Below are 6235 nucleotides of genomic sequence, written 5' to 3' on the forward strand. Positions count from 1 at the left end.
CTATGCCTGGGATGCCCGCGGCAATGGCCGTTCGTCCGGCGAGCGCGGCTATGCCCCGTCCTTCTCGGCGCTGGTGCGCGACATCGACTGCTTCATGCGCGAGATCGCTGAAAGGGATGGCTTCGCCACGCGCGATATCGCGCTGATCGCGCAGTCCTTCGGCGCCGTTCTGGCCGCCGCCTGGGTGCATGACTATGCGCCGAAGCTGCGCGCCATGGTGCTGGCCTCACCGGCCTTCTCGGTAAAACTCTACGTGCCCTTCGCCAAGGAGGGCATAGCGCTCTGGCAGAAGATCAAGGGCCGCTTCTTCGTCAATTCCTACGTCAAGGCGAAATTCCTGACCCATGATCCCGTGCGAATCGCCTCTTTCGAGAGCGATCCACTGATCACGCGGCCGATCGCTTCCAACATCCTGGTCGAACTCTATCAGCATGCAGCCCGCATCGTTGCGGACGCCCGCGCCATCACCGCGCCGACGCAGCTTCTGCTTTCGGGCAGCGATTGGGTCGTGCGCCACGGCCCGCAGCACGAGTTCTTCGTCAATCTCGGCAGCCGCATCAAGGAACGTCATGTGCTGCCGGGCTTCTTCCACGACACGCTGGGCGAACGCGACCGGGCAAAGGCCCTCGACCTGATCCGGCCGTTCCTGGCCAGGCAGTTCGCGGCACCGGATGCGCCGGTCGACCTGAAGCAGGCGGACATTGCCGGCTACACACGCGACGAGGCCGACCGGCTTGCTTCACCGCTCGCGTTGATGTCGCCAAAGGGCCTCTATTGGGCATTCAGCCGCGCCTCCATCCGCATGGGCGCCTGGGTCTCCCAAGGCATGAAGACCGGCATTGCCACCGGCTTCGATTCCGGCTCGACGCTGGATTATGTCTACGAAAACGACGCGCGCGGACTTACGCCCCTTGGCCGCGTCGTCGACCGTGTCTTCCTGGAAGCTATCGGCTGGCGCGGCATCCGCCAGCGCAAGCTGCATCTCGAAGAACTGATCGGCTCTTGCCTGGCAACGCTCAAGACCACTGGCCGGCCAGTGCATATTCTCGACATCGCCGCCGGCCACGGCCGCTATGTTCTCGATGCCATCGTGAAGAGCCCCGACCAGCCGGCGAGCGTGCGTCTGCAGGATTATTCCGACCTCAACGTGCAGCTTGGCCGCAAGCTGATCACGGAGCGGCAATTGCCGGCTGACGTCACGTTCCAGCGCGCCGACGCTTTCGATGCCGACGTGCTCGCCAACGCCGATCCGGCGCCGGACCTCGCCATCGTTTCCGGCCTCTACGAGCTATTCTCGGACAATGCGATGATCGCCCGGTCGCTCGGTGGATTGGCCAGCGCCATGCAGCCGGGCAGCCTGTTGCTCTACACCAACCAGCCTTGGCACCCGCAGCTCGAGATGATCGCCCGCAGCCTGACCTCGCATCGCGGCGGCGAGGCCTGGGTGATGCGCCGGCGCACGCAAGGCGAAATGGACCAGTTCGTCGAAGCCGCCGGTTTCGAAAAGCTCGACCAGCGCATCGACCAATGGGGCATCTTCACCGTCTCGCTCGCGCGGCGCCGCTGAGCAGCATGGTGTCATCGCCTGCATCCGTGGCGCGTGCCGAACCCTATAGCCGGGTGGTCGTCAGGGCAGCCCTGTGGCTGGCCTTCCTGGCGCCGTTCTTCTATCTCAGCTACGGCTTCGCCAACTGGCTGGCGTCGCGGCGCGACGATGTCGGCAGTATCGTGTTCTCGTGGGAGCACGGCATCCCGTTCGTCGCCTGGACCATCGTGCCCTATTGGTCGATCAACCTGTTCTACGGCCTGTCGCTGCTGCTCAACAACGACAGGCAAGGGGTCGACCGTCTGGCCGGACGCTATCTCACCGCGCAAATCGTCGCCGTTATCTGCTTCATCCTGTTCCCGCTGACCGCTACATTCGTGCGGCCGGCGACGACCGGCCTGCCCGGCTTCCTGTTTGCCGTGCTCGGCGGTTTCGACAAGCCGTTCAACCAGGCCCCCTCGCTGCACATCGCCCTTTTGGCGATCATCTGGGATCATTGGCGCCACCGGCTCGGCGGGTTGCTCCTGCCGCTCTGGCACGGCTGGTGCTTTCTGATCGGCGCCTCGGTGCTGACGACCTGGCAGCATCACTTCATCGACATCCCGACCGGCGCGCTGCTCGGGTTCTTTGCGCTGTGGCTGTTTCCGCGCAGCGGCGCATTGCCGTTTGCAGGCTTCCGGCTGACCAACGATGCGAAAGCGCGGCGGCTGGCGCGGTTCTACGCTATGGGCGCCGTCCTCGCGCTGGCCGGTGCCGCGCTCGGTGCCTACGTTTGCGCCGTCGCGCTCTTCCTGCTTTGGCCGGCGCTGGCGCTGGCCATCGTCACCCTCGCCTATGCAGGGGCAGGCGAAAAAGTGTTCCAGAAATCCGCCGATGGCAGCATGACGCTTGCAAGCCGTGTCCTGCTCTTGCCTTATCGCCTCGGCGCCAGGGCAAACATATGGGCCTGGACGCGCAATCTTGCCCCCCAGGTGGCGATTGCCGAAGGTGTCTTTCTCGGGCGCTTTCCCACGGCAAGCGAGGCCAACAGCTTCGGCACGGTCATCGACCTCGCCGCCGAACTCGAAAAGCCGGCGACAACCGATTGCCGCTGGATCAGCTTTCCGATGATCGACCTGTTGCCGCCGCCACTGGCGATACGGCAACAGGCAGCCGGCGCGCTGGAGAATGCACGCCGCGACGGCACCGTCCTGGTGTGCTGCGCGCTCGGCTTCCAGCGCAGCGCCGGCGTCGTCGCCGAATGGCTGGTGGCGACCGGCAGGGCCGGGACGCCGACGCTCGCCCGCGAGATGCTCGCGGCCGCCGGCCGGCCGGTCCACCTTGCAGAGGCCACTGGGCGGGCGGCGTCATGACAGGCAATACCTATCAGGACCGCACCGACCGCTTCGCCGGCATGCTGATGCGACAGGCCGCGTGGCCGGCCGCAATCGTGCTGACCGCAAATGTCCTTGCGCCTCTAGCCGCGTCGGCGCGCGGTGCCTTCGAGACCTTGCCCGCGGCCATCGCTTTGTCGATCGCCGCCGCGAGCGCGGTTGCTGTGCTGGCGCTGTCGGCATTGCTGGCATTCGACGCGCTGCTGTTCCGACTGATGGCGAGCCATGACGACGAAGCTTCCGGCGGTGCCGCGGTGGATGACATGTTGGCGCGCATGCGCCTGAAACCGGCTCCGTTCGCGACACGCTTGCTCGATGACCGCATGGCCGGCACAAGCCGCTTGCTGTTCAAGCAACGCGCTGCCCTGGCTCTGTTTGCCGCAGCGCTTCTGGCGGCAGGGTTTTGGGCGCCGCGATGAACAAGCTTTCGCTCAAGACCTTCACCTTGCTGCAGACGGTAACCTCCGTCGGCCTGTCGGCTCTGGCCCGGATGGTGACCGGGGTGCGGCCGATCTGGAACGGCAGCCTGCCCTCCGAGCGGCAGCGCATCTATTTCGCCAATCACACCAGCCATGGCGACTTCATCCTTTTGTCGGCCTGTCTCAGCGAAAGGGAGCGCGCGATCACCCATGCTGTTGCCGCAGGCGAATATTGGGGGAAGTCGCGGCTGCGCCGCTTTATCGCGCAGGACATCTTGTCGTCCGTGCTCATCAACCGGCAATGGACGAGACCTGAGGAAAACCCCATCGAGATCATGCTGTCGGTTCTCGACCAAGGGCACTCGCTTATCCTGTTTCCCGAAGGCACACGCAACATGACCGAAGAGCCGCTGCTGGCGTTCCGCTCCGGGCTCTACAATCTGTCGACGGCGCGGCCTGAGGTCGAGCTGATCCCGTGCTGGATCGAGAACATGTCGCGCGTGCTGCCCAAGGGCCAGTTCCTGCCGGTGCCGCTGCTGTGCCGCGTCGTTTTCGGCGCGCCTGTCGCGGTTGGCCCGGGCGAAGAACGCCGCGCCTTTCTCGAGCGCGCCCACGCCGCGCTTCTGGCGCTCAACCCGCGTCCCGAGCGAGACGATTGATGCGCCACGAGATCTCCATCCTGATCATCGGCCTGCTGGCGGTTTTGACCACCGCCAGCATCGTCGCCACCATCCTTTCGGCGCGAGCGCCGAAGCCGCTGAGCTCGACGCTTGTCAATCTCACGCAGCGCATCAACGCCTGGTGGGTGATGGTGGCGCTGATGACGGTCGCCTTCTTCTTCGGCCGTTACGGGATGACCATCCTGTTTGCGCTGATTTCCTTCGCCGCGCTGCGCGAATTCGTGACGCTGACGCATACGCGCCGCAGCGACCATTGGGTGCTGCTCGGCATGTTCGGCATCATCATCCCGTTTCAGTACTGGCTGGTGTGGACCGCCTGGTACGGGCTCTTCGTCATCTTCATTCCGGTCTACTGCTTCCTCTTGATGCCGGCCATCACGGCGCTGCATGGCGACACCGAACGCTTCCTCGAGCGGATCGCCGCGCAGCAATGGGCGGTGATGATCTCGGTCTATTGCGTCAGCCACGTCCCCGCCCTGCTGACACTCGACGTGCCAGGCTTCGAAGGCCGCACCTTGCTGCTGATCGCCTTCCTGATCATCGTCGTGCAAGGCAGCGACGTGCTGCAGTACATCTTCGGCAAGCTGTTTGGTAAACACCGGTTTTCGCCGAACGTCTCGCCGTCGAAAACCTGGGAAGGGCTGATCGGCGGATTGGTGTCGGCGAGCCTGCTCGGCGCGCTGTTGTCGTTCGTGACGCCCTTCTCGGCGCTGCAGGCGGCAGGCGTGGCCTTCGTCGCCTGCTCGATGGGATTCCTAGGCGGGCTGGTCGCCTCGGCCATCAAGCGCGACCAGGGCGTCAAGGACTGGGGCCATCTCATCGAAGGCCATGGCGGCATGATGGACCGCACCGACAGCCTGGTCTTCGCCGCCCCGGTGTTCTTCCACATCGTGCGCTATTTCTGGACTGTGTGATCCGGCGACCGGTTGCCAAAGGCGCTCAAAGCCGGTTGCGGATCAGCATGGTGACGACGAAGAACGCACCGACCGAGCTGGTGATGATGCCGATCGGCAGTTCCTGCGGCGGCAGCAGCGTTCGGGCCAGAAGATCGCTGGCCAGCAAAAGCACCGCGCCGAAGACGGCGCAGCTGGCAACCAGGCGCAGATGCAAGGGGCCTGCCAGCGGCCGCGACAGATGCGGGATCATCAGCCCGACGAAGCCGATGACCCCGGCGACAGAGACCAGGATCGCCGTCGAGAAGGCGGCGACGAGAAACGTCATTCGGCGCATGCGCGCCACTGGCACGCCAAGGCTTTCGGCGGCGTTTTCGCCGGCCAGGAAGGCATCGAGCCGGCGGTGGTTCCACAGCGCGTAAGCCAGAATGGTGCCCGCACCCAGCGCGCCGAGCCAGATATTGTCCCAGCGCGCCAGGCCAAGGCCGCCCATCGTCCAGAACAACACGGAGTGGGCGGCGCGCTGGTCGCCGGCAAAGACCAGGTAGTTGGTCAAGGCGGTGAACATGAAGGACACGGCAAGGCCGGCGAGGATCAGCCGCTCCGGCCCTTGGCCCCTCACCCGCGCGACCAGCAGCAGGACGACGCCGGCGGCCAATATGCCGCCGGTGAAGGCCGCGACCGGCAACGTCCAGATGCCAAAGCTGTCGCCGAAGACGGTGATGACGGAAACGGCACCGGCGGCGGCGCCCGACGACAGGCCGAACAGGAACGGATCGGCGAGATCGTTGCGGGTCACTGTCTGCAGCAGCGCGCCGACGACGCCGAGGCCCGCGCCGACGCAGATGGCCAGGATCGTGCGCGGCAGCCGCAGATCGACGACGATCTTGCCGACCGGCCCGGACACGTCGTGCCCGCCTAAGCCGATTGCGCGGCCAAGCGCTGCTACAACGTCGGCCAGCGGGATCAGCGTCGAGCCATAGGCGATCGACAGCAGAGCGAGAGCGGCGATCGCCGCCGCTCCCGCCAGCATGGCCAACGCAAATGCCGGATGGCGCAAGCTCAAAATGCTTCCGGGTGCATGGCCTTGGCGATCTTGTCGATCGCTTCGATGTTGGCGGGTCCAGGCGTCAGCTCGGCGTAGCGGAGGGCGACGAAGCGCTCGTTCTTGACCGCGTCTGTCTCCTTCATGGCCGGATGCGCTTTCAGGAAATCGAGCAGCTTCCTGTAGCCGCCACCGTCCTGGTAATCGAGCAGGATGAGGAATTGCGGATTGCGCGACGCCACCGTTTCCCAATCCGTGTTGCCCCAGCTGGTGTCCATG

6 protein-coding genes and 1 pseudogene are annotated in these 6235 nt (G+C 65.3%); 5 read left to right on the forward strand and 2 right to left on the reverse strand.

What is annotated here, in order from left to right; all coding sequences use genetic code 11:
• From ENZ74_RS17960 to ENZ74_RS17980, 5 genes are all read left to right on the forward strand, one after another.
• The coding region (locus ENZ74_RS17960) for a bifunctional alpha/beta hydrolase/class I SAM-dependent methyltransferase (protein WP_127312896.1) at positions 1 to 1567 on the forward strand (1567 nt) is incomplete at its 5' end.
• A gap of 5 nt (positions 1568 to 1572) precedes the next feature.
• Positions 1573 to 2898, forward strand: a complete 1326-nt coding sequence (locus tag ENZ74_RS17965; protein WP_024504851.1) for a phosphatase PAP2/dual specificity phosphatase family protein — start codon at positions 1573 to 1575, stop codon at positions 2896 to 2898.
• Positions 2895 to 3338 carry a hypothetical protein gene (locus ENZ74_RS17970; RefSeq protein ID WP_024504852.1) on the forward strand — a complete coding sequence of 148 codons (444 nt, stop codon included), beginning with the start codon at positions 2895 to 2897 and terminating at the stop codon, positions 3336 to 3338. Before ENZ74_RS17965 ends, ENZ74_RS17970 begins: the two co-directional genes overlap by 4 nt.
• Positions 3335 to 3997 carry a lysophospholipid acyltransferase family protein gene (locus ENZ74_RS17975; protein ID WP_024504853.1) on the forward strand — a complete coding sequence of 221 codons (663 nt, stop codon included), beginning with the start codon at positions 3335 to 3337 and terminating at the stop codon, positions 3995 to 3997. Before ENZ74_RS17970 ends, ENZ74_RS17975 begins: the two co-directional genes overlap by 4 nt.
• Positions 3997 to 4932: a phosphatidate cytidylyltransferase gene (locus ENZ74_RS17980; RefSeq protein WP_063167715.1), complete on the forward strand. Its 936-nt coding sequence runs from the start codon at positions 3997 to 3999 to the stop codon at positions 4930 to 4932. The genes ENZ74_RS17975 and ENZ74_RS17980 overlap by 1 nt, the downstream gene beginning before the upstream one ends.
• A 25-nt stretch (positions 4933 to 4957) precedes the next feature.
• Here the strand turns inward: ENZ74_RS17980 and ENZ74_RS17985 are convergent, their stop codons facing one another.
• The gene (locus tag ENZ74_RS17985; protein ID WP_081714386.1) at positions 4958 to 5944 is read right to left on the reverse strand and encodes an iron ABC transporter permease; all 987 of its coding nucleotides are present in this window, start codon (positions 5942 to 5944) and stop codon (positions 4958 to 4960) included.
• A 29-nt stretch (positions 5945 to 5973) separates the two neighbouring features.
• A pseudogene (locus ENZ74_RS17990) lies at positions 5974 to 6235 on the reverse strand (ABC transporter substrate-binding protein); the annotation flags it as partial.

The organism is Mesorhizobium sp. M7A.F.Ca.CA.002.15.2.1, from assembly GCF_003998715.1.
Taxonomy (GTDB): Bacteria; Pseudomonadota; Alphaproteobacteria; order Rhizobiales; family Rhizobiaceae; genus Mesorhizobium; species Mesorhizobium ciceri.

Coding starts and splice junctions, on each gene's coding strand:
- ENZ74_RS17985 (WP_081714386.1), bottom strand. CDS start 5,944: ATGCTGGCGGGAGCGGCGGCGATCGCCGCTCTCGCTCTGCTGTCGATC.
- ENZ74_RS17970 (WP_024504852.1), top strand. CDS start 2,895: ATGACAGGCAATACCTATCAGGACCGCACCGACCGCTTCGCCGGCATG.
- ENZ74_RS17980 (WP_063167715.1), top strand. CDS start 3,997: ATGCGCCACGAGATCTCCATCCTGATCATCGGCCTGCTGGCGGTTTTG.
- ENZ74_RS17965 (WP_024504851.1), top strand. CDS start 1,573: ATGGTGTCATCGCCTGCATCCGTGGCGCGTGCCGAACCCTATAGCCGG.
- ENZ74_RS17975 (WP_024504853.1), top strand. CDS start 3,335: ATGAACAAGCTTTCGCTCAAGACCTTCACCTTGCTGCAGACGGTAACC.